The sequence below is a fragment of the Sphingopyxis terrae subsp. terrae NBRC 15098 genome (genome assembly GCF_001610975.1).
GTDB classification, from domain to species: domain Bacteria; phylum Pseudomonadota; class Alphaproteobacteria; order Sphingomonadales; family Sphingomonadaceae; genus Sphingopyxis; species Sphingopyxis terrae_A.
The window spans coordinates 2,575,081-2,595,778 of the sequence record NZ_CP013342.1 but is presented as its reverse complement, the minus strand read 5'-3'; the positions used below and the strand labels follow the sequence as shown (position 1 = coordinate 2,595,778).

At 64.9% G+C, this 20,698-nt stretch carries 21 protein-coding genes; 16 read left to right on the top strand and 5 right to left on the bottom strand.

The features are described 5' to 3' along the window. The first annotated feature begins 166 nt into the window (after positions 1 to 166). The 6 genes from AOA14_RS12460 to AOA14_RS12435 all read left to right on the top strand — a co-directional run bounded on the left by AOA14_RS12460 (position 167) and on the right by AOA14_RS12435 (position 3,526). A complete protein-coding gene (locus tag AOA14_RS12460) occupies positions 167 to 421 on the top strand; it encodes a DUF6356 family protein (RefSeq protein WP_062902045.1) in 255 nt (84 codons plus the stop codon). A gap of 129 nt (positions 422 to 550) precedes the next feature. Further along, positions 551 to 1,318 (top strand): alpha/beta fold hydrolase, encoded by a 768-nt coding sequence (locus AOA14_RS12455; RefSeq protein WP_062902044.1) that lies wholly within the window; start codon positions 551 to 553, stop codon positions 1,316 to 1,318. A gap of 9 nt (positions 1,319 to 1,327) precedes the next feature. After that, positions 1,328 to 1,765 carry an acyl-CoA thioesterase gene (locus tag AOA14_RS12450; protein ID WP_058813425.1) on the top strand — a complete coding sequence of 146 codons (438 nt, stop codon included), beginning with the start codon at positions 1,328 to 1,330 and terminating at the stop codon, positions 1,763 to 1,765. 9 nt (positions 1,766 to 1,774) lie between these two features. Beyond that, positions 1,775 to 2,212 carry a VOC family protein gene (locus AOA14_RS12445; RefSeq protein WP_062902043.1) on the top strand — a complete coding sequence of 146 codons (438 nt, stop codon included), beginning with the start codon at positions 1,775 to 1,777 and terminating at the stop codon, positions 2,210 to 2,212. Between the two features lie 74 nt (positions 2,213 to 2,286). After that, positions 2,287 to 3,015, top strand: a complete 729-nt coding sequence (gene gloB / locus AOA14_RS12440) for a hydroxyacylglutathione hydrolase (protein WP_062902042.1) — start codon at positions 2,287 to 2,289, stop codon at positions 3,013 to 3,015. A gap of 61 nt (positions 3,016 to 3,076) precedes the next feature. Beyond that, positions 3,077 to 3,526 (top strand): hypothetical protein, encoded by a 450-nt coding sequence (locus AOA14_RS12435; RefSeq protein WP_062902041.1) that lies wholly within the window; start codon positions 3,077 to 3,079, stop codon positions 3,524 to 3,526. An 81-nt stretch (positions 3,527 to 3,607) separates the two neighbouring features. Here AOA14_RS12435 and AOA14_RS12430 read toward each other — a convergent pair whose 3' ends face one another. The 3 genes from AOA14_RS12430 to AOA14_RS12420 all read right to left on the bottom strand — a co-directional run bounded on the left by AOA14_RS12430 (position 3,608) and on the right by AOA14_RS12420 (position 8,364). Then, the gene (locus tag AOA14_RS12430; protein WP_062902040.1) at positions 3,608 to 5,437 is read right to left on the bottom strand and encodes an AMP-dependent synthetase/ligase; all 1,830 of its coding nucleotides are present in this window, start codon (positions 5,435 to 5,437) and stop codon (positions 3,608 to 3,610) included. A gap of 81 nt (positions 5,438 to 5,518) precedes the next feature. Then, the gene (gene ggt / locus AOA14_RS12425; protein WP_062902039.1) at positions 5,519 to 7,210 is read right to left on the bottom strand and encodes a gamma-glutamyltransferase; all 1,692 of its coding nucleotides are present in this window, start codon (positions 7,208 to 7,210) and stop codon (positions 5,519 to 5,521) included. 83 nt (positions 7,211 to 7,293) lie between these two features. Continuing rightward, positions 7,294 to 8,364, bottom strand: a complete 1,071-nt coding sequence (locus AOA14_RS12420) for a quinone-dependent dihydroorotate dehydrogenase (RefSeq protein ID WP_062902038.1) — start codon at positions 8,362 to 8,364, stop codon at positions 7,294 to 7,296. A 121-nt stretch (positions 8,365 to 8,485) separates the two neighbouring features. Here AOA14_RS12420 and AOA14_RS12415 point away from each other — a divergent pair, with 121 nt between their 5' ends. The 9 genes from AOA14_RS12415 (at position 8,486) to AOA14_RS12375 (ending at position 17,443) form a co-directional block, all read left to right on the top strand. Continuing rightward, positions 8,486 to 10,303, top strand: coding sequence for a DUF885 domain-containing protein (locus tag AOA14_RS12415; protein WP_062902037.1), 1,818 nt, complete (start codon positions 8,486 to 8,488; stop codon positions 10,301 to 10,303). Between the two features lie 130 nt (positions 10,304 to 10,433). Further along, positions 10,434 to 11,291, top strand: coding sequence for a helix-turn-helix domain-containing protein (locus AOA14_RS12410; protein ID WP_003047907.1), 858 nt, complete (start codon positions 10,434 to 10,436; stop codon positions 11,289 to 11,291). A 291-nt stretch (positions 11,292 to 11,582) separates the two neighbouring features. Further along, positions 11,583 to 12,068: an SUF system Fe-S cluster assembly regulator gene (locus tag AOA14_RS12405; RefSeq protein ID WP_062902036.1), complete on the top strand. Its 486-nt coding sequence runs from the start codon at positions 11,583 to 11,585 to the stop codon at positions 12,066 to 12,068. 4 nt (positions 12,069 to 12,072) lie between these two features. After that, positions 12,073 to 13,560, top strand: a complete 1,488-nt coding sequence (sufB, locus tag AOA14_RS12400; protein ID WP_062902035.1) for a Fe-S cluster assembly protein SufB — start codon at positions 12,073 to 12,075, stop codon at positions 13,558 to 13,560. Between the two features lie 219 nt (positions 13,561 to 13,779). Then, complete coding sequence (sufC, locus tag AOA14_RS12395) at positions 13,780 to 14,523, top strand: Fe-S cluster assembly ATPase SufC (RefSeq protein ID WP_062902034.1); 744 nt, start codon at positions 13,780 to 13,782, stop codon at positions 14,521 to 14,523. 109 nt (positions 14,524 to 14,632) lie between these two features. Beyond that, positions 14,633 to 15,364: a SufD family Fe-S cluster assembly protein gene (locus tag AOA14_RS12390; protein ID WP_062902033.1), complete on the top strand. Its 732-nt coding sequence runs from the start codon at positions 14,633 to 14,635 to the stop codon at positions 15,362 to 15,364. 38 nt (positions 15,365 to 15,402) lie between these two features. After that, entirely contained in the window at positions 15,403 to 16,605 is a 1,203-nt protein-coding gene (locus AOA14_RS12385) for an aminotransferase class V-fold PLP-dependent enzyme (protein ID WP_202988485.1), read from the top strand. After that, complete coding sequence (locus tag AOA14_RS12380; RefSeq protein WP_062902032.1) at positions 16,602 to 17,072, top strand: SUF system Fe-S cluster assembly protein; 471 nt, start codon at positions 16,602 to 16,604, stop codon at positions 17,070 to 17,072. The genes AOA14_RS12385 and AOA14_RS12380 overlap by 4 nt, the downstream gene beginning before the upstream one ends. Beyond that, complete coding sequence (locus tag AOA14_RS12375; protein ID WP_058812758.1) at positions 17,072 to 17,443, top strand: HesB/IscA family protein; 372 nt, start codon at positions 17,072 to 17,074, stop codon at positions 17,441 to 17,443. Before AOA14_RS12380 ends, AOA14_RS12375 begins: the two co-directional genes overlap by 1 nt. Positions 17,444 to 17,467: 24 nt before the next feature. On the opposite strand, the gene AOA14_RS12370 is transcribed toward AOA14_RS12375, so the two are convergent. Both AOA14_RS12370 and AOA14_RS12365 read right to left on the bottom strand, forming a co-directional pair. Next, positions 17,468 to 18,184, bottom strand: a complete 717-nt coding sequence (locus AOA14_RS12370; RefSeq protein WP_234179457.1) for an extensin-like domain-containing protein — start codon at positions 18,182 to 18,184, stop codon at positions 17,468 to 17,470. Positions 18,185 to 18,221: 37 nt separating this feature from the next. Continuing rightward, positions 18,222 to 19,613 (bottom strand): cytochrome P450, encoded by a 1,392-nt coding sequence (locus tag AOA14_RS12365; protein ID WP_062903147.1) that lies wholly within the window; start codon positions 19,611 to 19,613, stop codon positions 18,222 to 18,224. Positions 19,614 to 19,786: 173 nt separating this feature from the next. Between AOA14_RS12365 and AOA14_RS12360 the strand changes: the two genes are divergently transcribed. Further along, a complete protein-coding gene (locus AOA14_RS12360; protein ID WP_062902030.1) occupies positions 19,787 to 20,695 on the top strand; it encodes a hypothetical protein in 909 nt (302 codons plus the stop codon). The last annotated feature ends 3 nt before the right edge of the window (positions 20,696 to 20,698 follow it).

Here is a 20,698-nt window from a genome sequence, read left to right as displayed (position 1 = left end):
GGGAGGCGGCAGCGGGCTTCGGCTGCCTGGTAGGCGCTCAGCACAAGGTCGGCATATCTCCGGCTGGAACAAGTAAGTGCTCCCCCGCGAGGAGTATCCGGATACCGCCCTTGCCTGCGCCTCGGCCGCTCGCTAGGGCGGCGGCAACCCAAAAGGAGCCGCCAAAATGTTCAAGCGCCTGTTTGTCGATCATCCGAAAAGCGTAGACGAAAATTACGTCGAGCATTTCGGGGTCGCCGCGCGCTTCGGCTTCACGATGATCTGGGGCGGTCTGTGCGCGCTGGTCCACGCGGTCGTGCCCGGCTGGTGCATCACCACCGGCAGCGACACCATCCAGCGGCTCAACAAGATCATGGTCGAACAGCGCCGCGCCAAGGGCCAGGCCGTGGCGCAGATGAACACGGTCGATTGGGTGATCTGACGTCGGTGGGGGCGATCTGGCACCCAAATACCCTTCGCATCGAGCGAAGTCGAGATGCCCCTCGGCCAAGCGTCGCCCCAACGGGTGTCTCGACTTCGCTCGACACGAACGGAATGAGAGGTCGGTTCGATGAGTGAACCCGCAATGCCCGATTATCTGGACCGTCCCGGCCGCCCGCGGCTTGCCTATCGCCATGCCAGCGGCGCGGGGCCGACGATCATTTTCCTGCCCGGCTATATGTCCGACATGGCCGGCGGCAAGGCGACCGCGCTGCTCGAATGGTCGGCGGCCGAAGGGCAGGCCTGCCTGCTGCTCGATTATGCGGGCTGCGGCCTGTCCGACGGACTGTTTTCCGACCAGACGTTGCTCGACTGGCGCGGCGACGTCCTCGACCTGATCGACGCAAAGGTCGAGGGGCCGGTGATCCTTGTCGGATCGTCGATGGGTGGCTGGCTGATGCTGCTTGCGGCGCGCGAACTGGTTGCGCGCGACGGGCCGGCGCGGGTGGCGGGACTGGTCGGCATCGCCGCCGCGCCCGACTTCACCCGCTGGGGTTTCTCGCCGCAAGAAAAGGCGATCATCCTCGCCGAAGGCGCGCTGATCGAAGAAACGCCCTATGGCGATCAGCCCTATGTGACGACGCGCGGCTTCTTCCAGTCAGGAGAGGCGAACTTGTTGCTCGACGGTGAAATCCCCCTCGCCTGTCCGGTGCGACTGCTCCACGGCCAGGAGGACGGCGACGTGCCGCCCGACATCAGCCTGCGCCTTGCCGCGGCGCTTGCCAGCGACGATGTGCAGGTGACGCTGGTCAAGGGCGGCGACCACCGCCTTTCGCGCGATGGCGACATCGCCCTGTTGATCGATACCGTCGCGCGCCTCGCGACCCATCCGGACTGAAGGACAATCATGGCCCGCAGCGACTATAAATTCCATGTGCGCAAACGCGTTCGCTATGCCGAGATCGACGCGCAGCGCGTCGTATTCAACAGCCGCTACCTTGAATATTTCGACATCGGCATCACCGAATATTGGCGCGCGGCGGGTGTATATGATCGCTGGCCCGGCCACGACAGCCCCGAATTCCATGTTGCGCGCGCCGAGATCGACTATCGTGCGCCCATCCTGCTCGACGAGGAAATCGACATCTGCGTGCGCGCGGCGCGGGTCGGGCGCAGTTCGATGGTCTTTCATTTCGAACTGCACGGCGCGGGCGTGGACGATCTGCGCGCGACGGGCGTTCTGGTCAACGTCCATGTCGCCGAAGCGCAGGGCGCGCCGAGCCCGGTCCCCGATGAATTCGTAAATCTGTTCGAAGCGTTTGAAGGTCGCCCGCTTCGTGCCTAATATGGGGGCATGACCAAATATCTCCACACGATGATCCGCGTTTCGGATCCCGACGCCACCATCGACTTCTTCAAGCTGATCGGGCTTGAGGAAGTCCGCCGCTTCGACAGCGAAGCGGGCCGCTTCACGCTGATCTTTCTGGCCCCGCCGGGACAGGCCGGCATTGCCGAGGTCGAACTGACCTATAATTGGCCGCCCGAGGATGGCAGCGCCCCCGAAAGCTATTCGGGTGGGCGCAACTTCGGGCATCTCGCCTATCGCGTCGACAATATTTACGAAACCTGCCAGCGCCTGATGGACGCCGGCGTGACGATCAACCGTCCGCCGCGCGACGGCCATATGGCCTTCGTGCGATCGCCCGACGGCATTTCGGTCGAGCTGTTGCAGGACGGCCATCTGGAACCTGCCGAACCCTGGGCCTCGATGCCCAACACGGGAAGCTGGTAGATCGTGCAACCAAGGCGGCGCGCGCGCGTGTCCGTCTTGGAAGGCATGAGGCCGGCGAGACATAGGAGAAGAGCGTGAGCGCGCTGGAAATCGTCCGCATCCCCGTCCTCAACGACAATTATGTCTGGCTGGTCCACGATCCGGCGAGCTTCGAAACGATGGTCGTCGACCCCGCCGTGGCGGAGCCGGTGCTGGCCGAGGCGGACGCGCGCGGCTGGCCGATCACCGCGATCTGGAACACCCACTGGCACCCTGACCATACGGGCGGCAACGCCGACATCAAGGCAAAGACCGGATGCGAGATCATCGCGCCGGCGGCCGAGCGCGAGCGCATTCCGACCGCCGACCGCCTCGTCGCCGACGGCGACCGGGTCCTGCTCGGCGCGCATGTCGCCGACGTCTGGGCGGTCCCCGCGCACACCGCCGGGCATATCGCCTATCATTTTGCCGGGGACGGCGTGATCTTCGTCGGCGACACATTGTTCGCGATGGGATGCGGGCGCCTGTTCGAAGGCACCGCCGACCAGATGTTCGCGAACATGCAGCGCCTCGCCACCCTCGACGATACGACGCGCGTTTATTGCGCGCACGAATATACGCTGTCGAACGCGCGCTTCGCGGTGACGGTCGATCCCGACAACCGCGCACTGGCAGAGCGCCTGAGCGCGGTCGAAACGGCGCGCGCGCAAGGCATGGCGACGGTGCCGACGACGATCGGCGACGAGCGCGCGACCAACCCCTTTCTGCGCGCGCCCAGCGCAGCGGAACTCGGCCGCATCCGCGCGCTGAAGGACGCGGCCTGACATGGGTTGCTTCAGCCCTCGTTCAGCGTCCGTCCGCCAAACAACGCCCGTCAGGATCCCTATGATGACCATGCCCCGTTTTGCCCTTTGCACCGTACTGATCGGCGCCGCCGCCTCGCTTGCCGGCTGTGCGCCGTCGGGAAGCGGCACCCCCGGTGCCGCAGCGCTGACGCCCAAGCAGGCGGCGACGCTCGACAAGCAGCTCGCGGGCAAGACGCCCGGCACCCCGGTTAGATGCCTGCCCAATTACCGGACGTCGGACACCATTCGCGTGTCGGACGACATCCTGCTCTATCGATCGGGGCGCAATCTGGTTTACCGCAACACGCTGAAGGGCAGTTGCCCCGGCCTCGCGCGCGACAGCGATATCATGGTCGTGCGCCAGTTCGGATCGTCGACCTGCGAAGGCGACTTCTTTTACCTGGTTGATCGCAGCAGCGGCATTCGCGGTCCGACATGCGTTTTTGGCGAATTCGTCCCCTATCGCAAACCGGCGGGGGACGGCGGCTGAACCAAAGGTTCGGTCACAGGCGGGGTTCCGGTTTGCGCCGAGCTTTTCGGGTCGCGCCCCCGCCTGTATCCTGACGCGAACCTACCCCTTGTAGAGCGCCGCGATCTTGTCCTCATAGACCTTGCGCAGGATGTGGCGGCGGATCTTCATCGACGGGGTCATCTGTTCATTCTCGATCGTGAAGGGTTCGTCGGCAAAGTCGAACTTGCGTACTTTCTCGATCACCGAAAGCTGGCCGTTGACGCGGTCGACCGCCTCGCGGATCGCGGTGCGGAATTTTTCATGCTCGCGCAGCAGTTTCAGATCCTTGGGCAGCCCTTCGACCTCGGCCCATTCGGCCATCCATTCGGGATCGGGCACCAATATGCCGACGAGGTGCGGGCGCTTGTCGCCATAGACCATCGCCTGCAGGATTTCGGGCTGGAGCGTCAGCATCCCTTCGACCCGCTGCGGCGAGACATTGTCGCCCTTGTCGTTGACGATCAGATCCTTCTTGCGATCGGTGATGACGATGCGGCCCTGATCGTCGATATGGCCGATGTCGCCGGTATGGAGCCATGGCCCCTTGTCGGGTTCGGCCGGATCGGGAACGAGGACGCGTGCCGTTTCCTCCTTGTTGCGCCAATAGCCCTTCATGACGAGTTCGCCGCGGACGCAGATTTCCCCGTCGTCGGCGATCCGCACTTCGGTGTTCATCAGTGGCGGGCCGACGGTGTCCATCTTGAGGCCGACCGAGGGACGGTTGCAGCTGATCACCGGCCCCGCCTCGGTCTGCCCATAGCCCTGAAGCAGCGTCAGGCCGATCGAGTGGAAGAAAACGCCGATTTCGGGGTTGAGCGGCGCACCGCCCGAAACGAGCGCTTTCATCCGGCCGCCGAAGCGCTGCTGGATCTTGGGGCGGAACAGCTTGTTGAGGATGAGGTCGACCGGGCGGTCGAGCACGCCGAGGCGGCGCTCATAATCCTTTTCGCCGACGCGCAGCGCCTGGCTGAGCATCCAGTTCGCAAGCTTGCCCTGCTTTTCGACCGACTTGATCATCCGGGCGCGGATCACTTCGAACAGCCGCGGGACGACGACCATGATCGTCGGCTTCGTTTCCTCGATGTTCGAGACGAGCTTTTCGAGGCCCTCGCTGTAATAGATTTGCGCGCCGACCATGATCGGCAGGAACTGCCCGCCCGAATGCTCATAGGCATGGCTCAGGGGCAGGAAGGAGAGGAACACCTCTTCGTCGCCGATTCCGAAATCATTGACCAGCACCTCGGCCGCGCCCGCCGCATTGTGCAGGATCGCGCCATGATGCTGCATCACTCCGCGCGGCGCGCCGCCGGTGCCGCTGGTGTAGATAAGGCAGGCGGTATCATCGCGCGTCATCGCGAGCCCGCGCGCCTTCGCGTCCGCCAGATGCGCCTCGCCGCCTTCGACCAGCGGCGCCCAGTCGTGGACCGCCACCTCGCCCTGCTGGCCGACGCGCAGGCTTTCCATGCTGATGACGATATGCGCGTCGGACCGCATTACCGCGGGCATCAGGGTGCGCGCGAGCTTTGCGGTCGAGACGATGACGGCGCGCGCGCCGCTGTTGTCGAGGATATGCTGGTGATCGCGTTCGGTGTTCGTGGTGTAGGTCGGCACGGTGATGCACCCCGCCGCCATGATGGCGAGATCGGCGATGCAGAATTCGGGCCGGTTTTCGCTGACGAGGACGACGCGGTCGCCCTCCTTCAGCCCCAGCGCGCGCAGATTATGCGCGAGCGCGGCGACCTGGTTCGCAACCTGCCGCCAGCTCAGCGGTTGCCACGCGCGATCGGCCTTGTGCCAGAGAAAGGGGCTTTCGCCGCCCCGTTCGGCACGGTCGAAAAACATCGCGACCAGACTGGGAAAATGGTCGAGATGCGGGTTGTCCAGCTTCATGCCTCTCGCTCTCCTCGGGAGGTTATTGTCGTTGGGTCGTTCTTAGGGTGAACGGCGTTCCGGTTGAAGCCCCCTTCCGGGTCAGTTCTGGGCCGGGGCGCCATCGACCGACGAGGTGCCGGGCCCGCGCGGGTCGGCGGCGCCGCGCCAGCCATCGCCGACGCGTTCGATCGCGTTGAGCTTCGAGCCCAGATCGGTCGGCGTGAAGCTGTAGCCGAAGGGCTTCATCTTCGCCGCGATCGCCTTGCCGAGATCGTCATTCTCGATCAGCACGCCCTGCTGGCCGAAGAAGATATTGGGCAGTTCCATCGCGTCCTGCGCGCTGAGGCCCCAGTCGAGGACGCCGATCAGCGTCTTGGTCACATGCATGATGATCCGCTTGCCGCCCGCCGAGCCGACCGCGAGGATCACCTTGCCGTCGGGCCCATAGACGATCGTCGGCGACATCGAGGAAAGCGGCCGCTTGCCCGCTTCGACGCGGTTGGCGGTCGGCTGCCCGTCCTTGACCGGCACGAAGTCGAAATCGGTGAGTTCATTGTTGAGGAAATAGCCGTTGGCGATGAGCTGGCTGCCGAAGATGCTTTCGACGGTCGAGGTCATCGAGACGACATTGCCGTCCTTGTCGGCGACGACGAAATGCGTCGTGCCATGTTCGGGAATCGGCGGCGCGGCAGCGCGCGGCTTCGCGCCCGGCGGCGTGCCGGGTTCATAATGGCCAGCGGCGCCATAGGGCGAGATGAGCTGGCGGCGTTCGGCCAGATAGCCTTTGTCGAGCAGGCCTTTCACCGGCACATCGACGAAATCGGCGTCGCCGAGATAGGCCGCGCGGTCGGCATAGGCGAGTTGCATCGCTTCGGCCAGCAGGTGCCAGCTCATCGGATTATCTTTGCCCATCGCCTTCATGTCATAACCCTCGAGCATGCCGAGGATGCCGAAGACGGTCGTCGCGCCCGACGAGGGCGGCCCCATGCCGCACACTTTGTAGATGCGATAGGTGGTGCAGACCGCCGGGCGTTCCTTCGCCTGATAGGCGGCGAGATCCTTGAGCGTGAGCTGCGCCTGATTGCGCGGCGCCTTGGCCACCGCGTCGCTGATCGCCTTGGCATTGGCGCCCGCATAAAAGGCTTCGGGGCCGCGCGCCGCAATGTCGCGCAGGATGGCGGCATAGGCGGGGTTCCGGATCACGGTGCCGACGGGCGCGGGTTTGCCGTCGACATAATAGATGGCGCGGGCGGCCGGGAAATCCTTCCACACCGGCTGGAATTGCTCGAGCCAGGTGTAGAGCGCGGGCGTGACCTTATACCCGTCCTCGGCCAGTTTGATCGCGGGCTGGAACAGCGCCTTCCATTCGAGCTTGCCCCATTTCTTGTGCGCCATTTCCATCAGGCGGACATTGCCCGGAACGCCGACCGACAAGCCGCCCGGCACGACGTCCATGAAGCCGCGCGGCTTGCCGTCGGGGCCGAGGAAGCGGTCGCCCTTCGCCGCCGCCGGCGCCTTTTCGCGGCCGTCGATGGTCGAGATGCTGTCGTCCTTGGCATTGTGATAGACCATGAAGCCGCCGCCGCCGATGCCGCTCGATTGCGGTTCGACGAGGGTGAGCACCGCGACCATGGCAATCGCGGCGTCAGCCGCCGATCCGCCCTGATGCAATATCTCTCGCCCCGCCTCGGTCGCGCGCGGGTCGGCCGACGAGGTGACGCCCTGCGCCGCGGCAAGCGACGGAACGGCAAGGACGAAGAGGCTGAAGACAGCAAAGAGTCGTTTAAGCATGGGCGCGACATTGGCGCGGGGGTCTGTCGAGTGCAAGCCCTGTTCCCCCCGCCCGTCTCCCCTCGCCCGTCGGCGCGAGCGCGTCAGGCGTCGGCGCCCACCGCGTCGCTGACCCGCGCAAAGCCGTCGCGCGCGGCGCGAGCTTCGAGGCCGTGCGCGATGCGTGCGGCCAGCCCCGGCCCTTCGAACACCATCGCCGAATAGATCTGGATCAGGCTGGCGCCTGCGCGGATGCGCGCCCAGGCCTGATCGGCATTGGCGATACCGCCGACGCCGATCAGCGGCACTGTTCCGCCGCTTGCCCGGCGAAAGTCGCGCAGGCGCTGCAGCGCAAGATCGTGAAGCGGCGCGCCCGATAGCCCCCCCGCTTCGTCCGCGTGGCGCGAGGCGAGCGGCGGGCGCGTGATCGTGGTGTTCGACACGATGATCGCGGCGAGGCGCTTGTCGATCGCCACCGCGACGATATCGTCGATGTCGGCGGGTTCGAGATCGGGCGCAACCTTCAGGAAGACGGGCTTGGCCGCTCCCGCGGGCTGCGCCGCCGCGACGCCGTCGAGCAGCGCCTCGAGCGCGCCGCGATCCTGCAAGGCACGCAGGCCCGGCGTGTTGGGTGAAGAAATATTGACGGTCAGATAGTCGGCGAGCGGCGCCATGGCCGCCGTGCCCTTCGCATAGTCGGCGATACGGTCGGCGCTGTCCTTGTTCGCGCCGATATTGATGCCGAGCGGCACCGGCAGGCCGTAGCGGCGCAGGCAGGCGATGCGGTCGGCCGCCTTTGCCTGTCCGCCGTTGTTGAAGCCCATGCGGTTGACCACCGCGCGGTCCTCGACCAGCCGGAACAGTCGCGGGCGCGGATTGCCGTCCTGCGGCAACGGGGTGAGCGTCCCGACCTCGACAAAGCCGAAACCGAAATGGGGCATCGCATGCGCCACGCGCGCATCCTTGTCGAAGCCGGGGGCGAGGCCCACCGGATTCGGGAAGTGCAGCCCCGCCAGTTCGGTCGCCAGCACGGGGCTGGTCAGCGCGCGGCGTGCGCGCGGCAAGGGCTGCAACGCGGCGAGCGTCAGATTATGCGCCGCCTCGCCATCGGTCGCGTGAACGACGGGGCGGACAAGGCCGTAGGCGGCATCGGCGGCGGAGGCAAAAAGCGACATGCCCCCGCCATTGCGCCGGGGCGGCGGCTATGGCAAGCCCCCTGCCGATCAGCCGGAAATCGTTGCAAAATGAGGGGCCTTGCCGGACCCTCAGTCAGCCGGCCAACAGAGGGAGACATTTGTGTCGCATCGCCGTTTCGCCGCCCGCCCGTCCACAGCGATCCTGTCCACCGCGCTTGTGCTGCTGGCAACAGCGGGCTGCACGCCGGCGACCGTGGCGACCGCACCGCAATCGCCCGCGGCGAGCGCACCGGCCGGCGCCGACCTCGCGCAATTCTTCGACAATTATGACGAGGCGCAACTGTCGCTGAGCCCGCAAGGCAAGGCCTATCGCGGCATCCGCGACGCCGATTACGGCAAGTGGAACGACCCGAGCGACGATGCCGAGGTTGCCAGCCACACACTGCAACAGGCGACCGCCGCCGCGATGCGCGCGAGCTTCGACCCCGCGAAACTGTCGCCGGAGGAGGCGCTGTCCTTCGAGCTGTTCAACGCGCAGGCGGCGCGCGCAGAGCGGCTGTTCCCGTTCCGCGACGATGAATATATCTTCGACCAGATGAACGGCGCGCAGAGCCAGATGCCCGCCTTTCTGATCAATATCCACCGCGTTGCCAATGTTGCCGAAGCCGAAGCCTATGTGGAGCGCATTCGCGGCATGGGTCCGGTGCTCGACGCGCTGTCGGCCGAATCGGCGCGGCGCGCCAAAAAGGGCGTCCAGCCGCCCAAGTGGGTCTATGCCTATGTCATCAGCGACATCGAAAATCTGATGAAGCCGGACAATGCGGTGATCGAGGATATCGGCGCAAAGGTCGGCAAGCTCGACATCGACGCCGGCGAAAAGACACGGCTGACCGATGCCGCGAAGGCGGCATGGGCCGAAAGCGCGGGCCCCGCCTATGGCCGGCTGCTCGCCGAAATGAAGCGCCAGCAGGCGGTCGCGCCGACGCAGGACGGCATCTGGCGCCTGCCCGACGGCAAAGCCTATTATGCAGCGCTGCTCGCCAATTACACGACCACCGACATGAGCGCGGCGCAGATCCACGCGCTAGGCCTCTCCGAAGTCGCGCGTATCCACGGCGAGATGAAGAAGATCATGGCGCAGGTGGGCTTCAAAGGGACTTTGCGCGAGTTTTTCGAGCATCTGCGCACCAGCCCGCAATATTATTATACGACCCGCGAGGATTATCTGGCCGATGTCGATGCCAAGGTGAAGGCGATGGAGGCGCGGCTGCCCGCCTTCTTCCATACGCTGCCCAAGGCGCACCTGCAGGTGAAAGCGGTCGAAGCGTTCCGCGAAAAGTCGGCGGGCAAAGCCTTTTACCAGTCGCCCTCGCCCGACGGATCGCGGCCCGGCACCTATTATGTGAACCTCTATGACCTGCGCGACATGTCGAAGACCGAGCTCGAGGCGCTCGCCTATCATGAGGGTATTCCGGGACACCACCTGCAGCGCGCGGTGCAGACCGAACTGACCGGCCTGCCGCCCTTCCGCCGTTTCGGCGGCTTCACCGCCTATACCGAGGGCTGGGGCCTCTATTCGGAGGAACTCGCCAAGGACATGGGCTTTTACACCGACCCCTACAGTGACTTCGGGCGGCTCGGCATGGAATTGTGGCGCGCGTGCCGCCTCGTCGTCGACACCGGCATTCACGACAAGCGCTGGAGCCGCGAGCAGGCGATCCAGTATCTCAAGGACAATACGCCCAACCCCGACGGCGACATCGAAAAGGCGATCGAACGCTATATCGTCTATCCGGGGCAGGCGACCGCCTATCTGATCGGCAAGCTCAAGATCATGGAACTCAGGACGCGCGCGCAGGCGGCGCTCGGCGACCGTTTCGACTATCGCGACTTCCATGACGTGGTGCTCAAATCGGGGCCGGTGCCGCTCGACATCCTTGAGCGCCGCGTCGATGCCTGGATCGCCGCCAGCCGTTGATAGTGCGAATCAAAATTGCGCCTTGACGCAGCCGGGCGTTCTGAAATTATGGCGGGGAAGCAAAAGGCGGCAACAAAGCCACCGAAGGGTCGGTCTCGTCATGTCGGATACGTCAGCCTCATCCGGGCAGATGAGCGGCGAGCAGCCGTTCGAGCTGCACTATTTTCCGCCCGATCCCGATCTGGCGGACATGGTGTCGAGCTTTTACTGTGCGCGCATCAACATGCCGCGCTTCGACGAATATGAGCGCGCCGACCGCCCGCAGTTTCGCTTCATCACCGTCGCCGACGGCGAATATGTCTTTTCGGACGGGCACAGCAGCACGGTACGGCGCGCCAATATCGTCGGGCCGACGAGCGGGCGCGTCCGCGCGATCAGCAACCGCCCGACGCGCATCTTTGGCTTCGGCATGCTGCCCGCCGGCTGGGCCGCGCTGATGGGCAGCCATGGCGAGAAACTGACCGACCGCGCGATCGACGCGGCCGATCTGTTCGGCGACTGGATCAACGAGGTCGCCGACGCGATACTGGGCGCCGCGAACGACGAAGAGCGGCTGATTATCGGTAATAATTTCGTCCGCGCGGTGCTGAAACAGACCGAGGCGCCCGCGATGTGGTTCATCCGCACCGTCGATGAATGGCTGACGCGATCGGCGTCGCCGCAGGTGCATGACCTGGTCGAAGCAACCGGCATGTCGATCCGCTCGGTCGAGCGGATGACCAAACATTATTACGGCCTGTCGCCGCGCATGCTGGCGCGCAAATATCGCGCCGTGCGCGCCGCGGCGGCACTGGCGCGCGGCGAGACACTCGACCAGGCGCAGCTTGGCGACGCCTTTTACGACCAGTCGCACCTGATCCGCGAGATCAAGCGCTTTGCCGGGGCAACCCCGGGACAGCTCGGCAAGCCCACGCTTTATACCGAGGCGACGACGAAGGGCCGCAAACAGCTTGCGGGCAAGGTCAGCCCGATCGTTTCCGAAACCTGAGTCCATTCGCCCTGCCCCACGACGGGACGGTCTTTTTCGGCGCCGAGCGACGATTTGGCGTTTTGATACAATCGCGAATCAGGCCCGCGACCTATCCGGAACCTGCGACCCAGAAGAGCTCTTCCTTTGACGAGGACTGAGACCTTCATCTCGGCACTCATTCGGCTCCGGCTGGATGGGTGCCTTTTTTTATTGCCGGTCCGCGACCTTGCGCCTAGGGCGCTCAGCGACTATCTAATTGGAACGAATTACTCCAATTAAGAATCGTTCGCAGTTCCGCCGGAAAGAGCCATGCGCCTGTCCAACCTTGCCGATTATGCCGTCGTGCTGATGAGCGCCGCCGCGCGCCAGTGCGGATCGGTACCGCTGCATGCGGCGATGCTGGCCGAACAGACGGGCATTCCCGGCCCGACGGCGCAGAAGCTGGTGAGCGGGCTCGCCCGCGCCGGCCTGCTGGTGTCGACGCGGGGCACTGGCGGCGGCGTACGCCTCGCGCGGCCCGCAGCGGCGATCAGCATCGCCGATATTATCGAAGCCGTCGAAGGCCCGATCGCCCTCACCACCTGCGTCGAGGACGGTCGCCACGATTGCGCGCTCGAAGGCAATTGCCGCGTCAAGCCGCATTGGGGCGTCGTCAACAATGCCGTGCGCGGCGCGCTGGCACAGATCAGCCTCGCGAGCCTGAGCGGTGCCCCCGCGCCGGGCGCTGGACGTCCGGGCGGCAGCGCCGGATTGCCCCCTCCAACGGCTCCCGCCTTCGCGGGAGCGACGAGATAAGATTATGACCGATAACAGCGAAACCCCCGTCAAGGATCAGGCAGCCCGCGACGCCGCGCTGCGCGTTGCCGACTATGAGCATGGCTGGTCCTCGGCGATCGAGACCGACTTCGCGCCCAAGGGGCTCACCGAGGATACGGTACGTTTCATCAGCGCCAAGAAGAACGAGCCCGAATGGATGCTCGACTGGCGGCTGAAGGCGTTTCGCCACTGGCAGACGATGGAGACGCCCGACTGGGCGAAACTCAACGTGCCGCCGATCGACTATCAAGACGCGTACTATTATGCAGCGCCGAAGGCGAAACCGAAGCTCGCGAGCCTCGATGAGGTCGATCCCGAGATTCTCGAGGTCTACAAGAAGCTCGGCATCCCGATCGAGGAGCAGAAGGTGCTCGCGGGCGTCGAGGGCGCGCGCAAGGTCGCGGTCGATGCGGTGTTCGACAGCGTCAGCGTCGCGACGACCTTCCGCGAGGAATTGAAGCGCGCGGGCGTGATCTTCCTGTCGATCAGCGAAGCCATCCGCGAATATCCCGAGCTGGTGAAGAAGTGGCTCGGCAAGGTCGTGCCGATGCACGACAATTATTTTGCGACGCTCAATTGCGCGGTCTTCTCGGACGGGACGTTCGTCTACGTTCCCGAGGGCGTGCGCTGCCCGATGGAGCTCAGCACCTATTTCCGCATCAATGCCGAGAATACAGGGCAGTTCGAACGCACCCTGATCGTCGCCGACAAGGGCGCGTACGTCTCCTATCTCGAAGGCTGCACCGCGCCGATGCGCGACGAGAACCAGCTCCACGCCGCGGTGGTCGAACTGGTCGCGCTCGACGATGCCGAGATCAAGTATTCGACGGTGCAGAACTGGTACCCCGGCAATGCCGAGGGGCTGGGCGGCATCTATAATTTCGTCACCAAGCGCGCGCTGTGCCAAGGCAAGCGCAGCAAGGTGTCGTGGACGCAGGTCGAAACCGGCAGCGCGATCACGTGGAAATATCCGAGCTGCGTGCTCAACGGCGACGACAGCGTCGGCGAATTTTACTCGGTGGCGGTCACGAACAATTTCCAGCAGGCCGACACCGGCACCAAGATGATCCACAATGGCAAGCGCACGCGCTCGACCATCGTTTCGAAGGGGATCAGCGCGGGCAAGTCGAACAACACCTATCGCGGCCTCGTCCGCGTCGCGCCCAATGCCGAAGGGGTGCGCAACTTCACCCAGTGCGACAGCCTGCTGCTGGGCGACCAGTGCGGCGCGCACACCGTCCCCTATATCGAAGTCCGCAACCCGACCGCGACCGTCGAGCATGAAGCGACGACGAGCAAGATCAGCGACGACCAACTCTTCTACGCGATGCAGCGCGGACTGGGGCAGGAAGAAGCCGTGGCGCTGATCGTCAACGGCTTCGCCAAGGAAGTGCTGCAGCAACTGCCGATGGAATTTGCCGTCGAAGCGCAGAAACTGCTCGGAATCAGCCTTGAGGGGAGCGTGGGGTGAGTTGGTGGCGCTATCTTCTGGCTGTCGCCATTCTAATCGTGCTCGGCTATTGGCTTTTCGGCCTTTGGTTAATGTCCGTTCTCGGCGACGGCATCCCGTGGACTGGAATGGTCGATGGGACTGTGCATCTTGGCGCCCTTTTTAGAGTCTATGGCCTTCCGTTGTTCGCTTTCGGGCTATTCCGGCTGGCAACACACTCTCCAAAACTTAGAGAAACCGATGCTCAATATTGATAACCTCCACGCCACCGTCGCGGACAAGCCGATCCTGAAAGGCCTGTCGCTCGCCATCAATGCGGGCGAGATCCATGCGATCATGGGGCCTAATGGCGCGGGCAAGTCGACGCTCTCCTATGTCCTCGGCGGGCGGCCGGGGTATGAAGTCACCGAGGGTTCGGCGACCTTCGACGGACAGGATCTGCTCGATATGGACCCGCACGAGCGCGCCGCCGCTGGCCTGTTCCTTGGCTTCCAGTATCCTGTCGAAATCCCCGGCGTGTCGAACGTCCAGTTCCTGCGCGAAAGCCTGAACGCCCAGCGCAAGGCGCGTGGCGAGGAACCGCTGTCGGGCGGCGATTTCCTGAAGCTGGCGCGCGAGAAGGCAGGGCTGCTCAAGATGGACATGGACATGCTCAAGCGCCCCGTGAACGTCGGCTTTTCGGGCGGCGAGAAGAAGCGCAACGAGATGGTGCAGATGGGCATCCTCGACCCCAAGCTCGCGATCCTCGACGAGACCGACAGCGGCCTCGACATCGACGCGCTGCGCATCGTCGGCGACGGGATCAACGCGATCATGCGGCGCCCCGACAAGGCGGTGCTGCTGATCACCCATTATCAGCGCCTGCTCGACTATGTGCGGCCCGATTTCGTCCACGTCCTCGCCGGCGGCCGAATCGTCAAATCGGGCGGGCCCGAACTCGCGCTTGAGCTCGAACGCGAAGGCTATGCGGAGATCGCGGCGTGAGCATCCATACGCCCCTTTCCTTTCTTCGTCATGCCGGACTTGATCCGGCATCCATGACCGCGTGGACCCCGGATCAAGTCCGGGGTGATGAAGTGTGGGAGGTCGCCGAGTGACGACCACCGCCCTTCCCACCCGGCGCGACGAAGCGTGGCGCTACAGCGACATCGACGCGGTGACCGAGGCGTGGCCGTTGCCCGCGCCCGAAAGCATCATGGTGCCCGCGGGCGGCGACTTCAAGCGTGCGATCGTGCAGGATGCAGGCGCGATCCATCAGATCGAGATGAGCGTCGGCAAGGGCGCGACAGCGTCGCTGCATGTGCTCAACATTGGCGGCGCCTATGGGCGTATCGAACTCGCGGTGACGTTGCACGAGGGCGCCGACTTCAATCTCGGCGCGGCGCAGATCGGCGGGGGTGCACAGACGCTCGAGATCGTCACTACCGTCACCCACGCCCAACCCGGCGCGACGTCGCGGCAAATGGTGCGTTCGGTCCTCGGCGGTACCGCGACGGGCACCTATCTCGGAAAGGTTGCCGTCGCGCGCGACGCGCAGCAGACCGACAGCGAACAGGATGTGAAGGCGATGCTGCTCGAGCGCAGCGCAACCGCCAATGCCAAGCCCGAACTCGAAATCTTCGCCGACGACGTCAAATGTGCGCACGGCTGTGCGATCGGCGAACTCGACGCGATGAGCCTCTATTATCTCCAGTCGCGCGGACTGCCCCCGGCCGAGGCGAAGAAGATCTTGCTGCAGGCTTTCGTGGCTGGCGTTTTCGACGGCGCCGAGGATGAGGAAAAGCTGCAAGCGCTCGCGCTCACGAAATTGGGGGAATTGGTGTGAGCAATCCCTCCTCCCCGTTCGCATCGAGCGAAGTCGAGATGCCCATCGGTCATGCGCGCCCTCAGGGTGTCTCGACTTCGCTCGACACGAACGGGATTAGAAATCAGTTTCCCGGCCTGACGCCCGGCTGGCACTATCTCGACACCGCCGCGACCGCGCAAAAGCCGCAGGCGGTGATCGACGCGACGGTAAACGCGATGGGCCGCGATTATGCGACCGTGCACCGCGGCGTCTATGCGCGCTCGGCCGACATGACGCTCGCCTATGAGGCGGCACGGCGGCGGATCGCAGGGTTCATCGGCGCGAAGGAGGATCAGATCGCCTTCGTGCGCGGCGCGACCGAGGCGATCAATCTGGTCGCTTATTCGCACCCTAAGAAGGGGCGCGTGCTGCTCTCCACGCTCGAGCATCACAGCAATATCGTGCCCTGGCAGCTCGCGGGCTGGCAGGTCGATGTCTGCCCGCTGACCGCCGACGGCTGCATCGACTTGGACGCCGCCGAAAAGCTGCTGACCCCCGATCACACTATGGTCGCCTTTGCCCATGTATCGAACGTGCTCGGCAGCCCGCTCGACGCCGCGCGCGCCGCGGATCTTGCGCATCGCTTCGGTGCCGAACTGCTGATCGATGGGTGCCAGGCCGTGCCGCGCCTGCCTGTCGATGTCGCGGCGCTCGGCTGCGACTATTATGCCTTCTCGGGGCACAAGCTTTACGGACCGACCGGCATCGGCGTGCTGTGGAGCAACAAGCTCGACGCGCTGCCGCCCTGGCAGGGTGGCGGGTCGATGATCGACCGGGTCACGTTCGAAAGGACGACCTACGCACCCGCCCCGACGCGTTTCGAAGCCGGCACGCCCGCGATTGTCGAGGCACTGGGGCTCGCGGCGGCGGTGGATTATGTCGAAGCGATCGGTGTCGAGGCGATCCACGCGCATGAATGTGCGCTGGTCGGCAGTTTGCGCGAGCAGCTCGCCCGCAAGAACAGTATCACGCTGTTCGGCCCCGACAGCAGCGCCGGGATCGTCAGTTTCGCGATGGCGGGGGTTCATCCGCACGACATCGGCACTATCTTGGACGAAAGCGGGGTCGCGATCCGCGCCGGGCATCATTGCGCGCAGCCGCTGATGGCGCATCTGGGCGTACCGGCGACCGCCCGCGCGAGCTTCGGGCTCTACAGCAATGCAGACGATGTGACGGCGCTGGTCGAAGGATTGGCGCGCGTCGAGAGGATTTTCGGATGAGCGAAGAAAACAGCATCAGGATCGAGGAAGTGGAAAGCGTCGCGCCGCCGCCCAAGGCGCGCGTCGAGGATGCCGAAACCGCGCCCGAGAAGCTGGAGCGCAAGCGCGATTATCTGGAGGGCTTTCTGGCCGCCAAGCCCGCCGCGGTCGATCCGCACGGCGTCGGCGGCGACCTGTACGAAGCCGTCGTCGCGGCGCTCAAGGATATTTACGATCCGGAAATTCCGGTGAATATCTATGACCTTGGCCTGATCTACAATGTCGAGATCGACGAAGGCCATGTCGTCGTCACCATGACGTTGACCACCCCGCACTGCCCCGTCGCCGAATCGATGCCTGGCGAGGTCGAGTTGCGCGTCGGCGCGGTGCCCGGCGTCGGCGATGCTGAAGTGAACCTTGTCTGGGATCCGCCCTGGTCGCCCGCCAATATGAGCGACGAGGCGCGGCTCGAATTGGGAATGCTGTGATGACTGAAGCCAAGACACCCGAGAAGACGCGGACAGCCCGCCCCGCCGCCGTCACGCTGACGCCCGGCGCCGAAGCGCGCATCGCAAAGCTGATGGCGGCCGCGCCCGACGGCGCGATCGGGGTCAGGCTGTCGACGCCGCGGCGCGGCTGTTCAGGCCTTGCCTATTCGGTCGACTATGTGACCGAAGAGCAGAAATTCGACGAGAAGATCGAAACGCCCGGCGGCGTGTTTTACATCGACGGCGCATCGGTGCTCTATCTGATCGGCAGCACCATGGACTGGGTAGAGGATGATTTCGCAGCGGGTTTCGTATTCGAGAACCCCAACGCCAAGGGCGCGTGCGGCTGCGGCGAGAGCTTTACGGTCTGACGGTCGATCTTAGGGTCAGGGACCCTAGCGGCAGACCGTCCACCCCGCCGTCCGCGCCGCCATATCGAGGTGGAAATGGTCGGCGTGCGCCCGATTATAATCGGGCGACAGCAGCGTACTGAACAGCCCGCACGACCGATCGCGCACCGCGTGCAGGAAAGCTCCTTTCGCACCGCGATCGTCCCAGTCGGCACGCAGCGCCACACGCGTCCCGTCAGCAAGGATGAAGGCCGAAATGTCGATTGCATTGGCGGTCGAATGTTCGCTTTGCGCCCGTCGCCCGGCAATTTTGCGGCAATTATAGCTGCCCAGATTTTCAAGGCCGACAACCTTCTGTCCGAAATGATCCTGCGCCGCGGGCTGAACCACATCGCGCGTCCATAGCGCCAGCGCCGCGGTCATGGCGCAGCCGGGTGCGGCGTTCGCGGGACGCATCGAGGGGACAAGGCGATTGCCGGCGAGGATCATGCGCTGGCTCGCAAGGCATTGCCCCTCGCCGACCGCAGGGCGCCGCGCGTATCGCTCGCCCGCGCGGTCGAACACCGCAAAACAGGCCTCATCCTCGCCCGCCAGCCGCACGAGCTTACGATGCGTTGCCCAGCCCCTCGGCTGCGCGAGGTCGAAGGGCGCAAAGGGATCATGTTCGGGATGCGCGCGCAGCCACATCATCGCGCGAATTGCAACGATGCTGAGCAAAATCATCACGCAGAAGCGGACAAGGTAGGTGCGGAAAGCTGTCACTACCGCAGGGTGGGGCACCGCGCCCTGCGGAGCAAGATCAGAGCGGGTCGAAGGTGACCGTCAGCCCGTCTTTCGGGCGCGGGATCGGCCACATGTGCCAGTCGGGGGCATAGCCGTCGGCGATACGGATGCGATGCGTCGTCAGCACATGGTGGAAGAAGATTTTCGCCTGCATATAGGCGAAGTGCAGCCCCAGACACATATGCGCGCCGCCGCCGAAAGGAACCCATGCATATTTGTGGCGACCCCGCACCGCTTCGGGCGCGAAGCGCAGCGGGTCGAAGCGTTCGGGGTCCGGCCAATATTCGGCCATCATATGCGTATAGCTCGGGTTGATCCCGACATTGGTGCCGGCGGGAATATGGTAGCCGCCGAATTCGAAATCCCGGAGCGCGCGGCGCGGGATGGCGGGCACCGGCGGGATCAGTCGCAACGCTTCCTTGAACGCCATTTCGGTCAGTTCAAGCTCGCCGAGGCTGTTGTGCCCTACACCCTCGCCCGCCGGCGCGACGGACAGCATTTCGTCGCGCAGCCGGTCCTGCCATTCGGGATGCCGGGCGAGCAGCCAGACGAGCGAGGTGATCGAACTGGTGATGGTGTCATGCGCCGCCATCATCAGGAAGTTCATGTGGTCGACGATCGCCTCGACGCTGAGATATTCGCCGTCATCGTCCTTGGCGTGACAGATTTGGGTGAAAATATCCTCGCCTTCCGATGCCCGGCGTTCGGGCACCAGTCGCGTGAAATAATCGACGAGGAATTTGCGCCCGGCGACCCCGCGGCCCATGGCGGTGAAGGGCATCGGCACGCGTATGATGCCGATCGACGCCTGCACCATGTCGACGAACGCCTTGTTGATCCGTTCCGCCTCCGGCCCCCAGGGGATGCCGAGAAAGCTCGTCGCGGCCAGGTCGAGCGTCAGCTGTTTGATCGCCGGATAGAATTTGAAGCTCTTGCCGCTCCATGCGCCGATGCGGCTGCCGATACCCTCGTTCAGTGCGCCGGCATAATGCCGCATCGGTTCGGGCTTGAAGGCGACCGACAGCGTCTTGCGGTCGGCGCGATGCTTTTCGAAGTCCATCAGCATCAAGCCGCGCGGGAACAGGAGGTTGAGCACCGGCCCCCACCCCTGTTCGGACGAGAAGATCTTTTCGCGATCGAACAGGACAAGCTCGTTCGCTTCGGGCCCGACGAGCGACACGCCGCGGCCGCCGAAGCTTTTGGCGCGATAGACCTTGCCGTGCTGCGCGACCATGCGGTTGGTGAAGCCGACCGGATCCTTGAGCTGCGCCAGCGTCGTGCCGAGCACGGGAATCCCGTCGTCGCCGGGAATATGATCGAGCGCGGTCTCCGCGTTACGCGGCATCCAGTGCGCGGTCTCGGGTCCGAAGCGGCGTTCCGACCATTCGATCGTCGTGGGGGCATTCATCGCGGCAAATCCTTCATTTTGTCCGATGTCGGCGCAGACTATCGGCTTACTGACATTGTTGCAAGTAAGTCTTATTCCGGCGGCGGCGACCATTCACCGCAAATTCAACTCGCTTCGTGCAGTTTCGATTCCGATATGGCGCCTCCATCGCGGCGCCAAGGAAGGATGGCATCATGCCCAACAGCCTCAAAAAGCCCCTCTCCCTCGCGCTCGGCGCTCTCGCCACCGCGACGCTCGGCGGCTGCTACTATGACGGCGATCTCTATGGCCCGAGCTATGCCTCGGCGGGGGTCTGCGCGAACGACTATTATGATTATCATCCCTATGCCTATTCGGACGGCTATGGCTACGACTGTTACGATCCGACCGACTATAGCGGCGGCTTCGTCCAGATCGGTTTCGGCGGCGGCTGGTACGACAATTATTATTACCCCGGCTACGGCATGTGGATGTTCGACAATTATCGCAACCGCTACCCGCTGCGCGGCCAGTATCTGAACTATTGGGGCGGGCGCCGCGCCTGGTGGAAGCATCGCGGCGACCGCGGCGACGGCCACTGGCAAGGCCGCCCGCCGTCGAGCGGCGGCGATCACGGTGGACGCCCCCATCGCCCCGGCGGTTGGCAGGGGCATGATCGGGACGGCGACGGCCAGCATGGCCAGCATGGGACGCGCCCGCCCGGCGGTCGGCCCGGCGCCGGTACCCCGCCGACCAGCGGCAACCCCGGACGCCCCGATCGCGGTCCGGGCGTCATCCGCCCGCGTCCGCCGGTGGGCAGCCCCCCGACGACAGAGCCTGGCGATCAATTCACTGTACCGCGGCGCCCCGCGGGTGGCCCGGGTGTAATCCGCACGCGACCGGCGCCTACGGGCGAATGGACAGGAAGCAGGCAACGCTTGTCTCCGGTTGTGACCGCGCCGCCTGCCAACCGCACGACCCCGGCTCCGCAGCGACCTTCACCTGCCTTGCGGACGCCGCCCCCGCGGCCGCCTGCGGTAAGCGCACCGCCGCCGACGCGTCCCACAGGCGATGCACCGCGCCGGAGCCGTGGCGACCGGTCCGGACACGTTCGCGAAAACTGACCG